Below are 356 nucleotides of genomic sequence, written 5' to 3' on the forward strand. Positions count from 1 at the left end.
CCGGCGGCGCGGACGCCGACGATGAAGTACGCGGCCTGGAGAGCGGCGTTCAGCGTGGCGGCACCCTCACGCACGGGGCGCTCGCTGAAGAAGGCGTCCTTCGCCTGCGGGAAGTGCGGGAAGAGCTGCGGCAGCTCGTCGTGGAACTCGTTGTCGGCGGAGAGGATCGCGACCAGCGGGGCGGCGGCGGTCTTGGGCCGGTTGCCCTCGGCCATGTGCTGCACCAGACGCTCGCGGGCCTCGGGGGAGCGGACCAGGGTGATGCGCAGCGGGGACTGGTTGAAGGCGGTCGGGCCGTACTTGACCAGGTCGTAGATCGCCTGCACCTGCTCGTCGGTCACCGGCTCGTCGGTGAA

1 protein-coding gene is annotated in these 356 nt (G+C 70.8%); it reads right to left on the bottom strand.

Translation table 11 applies throughout. From position 1 onward, the window contains the following. On the bottom strand, positions 1-356 hold a 356-nt coding region (locus GTW67_RS14690; protein WP_161165264.1), incomplete at both ends, for a malonic semialdehyde reductase.

It is taken from the genome of Streptomyces sp. SID5910 (genome assembly GCF_009862125.1).
Lineage (GTDB): Bacteria > Actinomycetota > Actinomycetes > Streptomycetales > Streptomycetaceae > Streptomyces.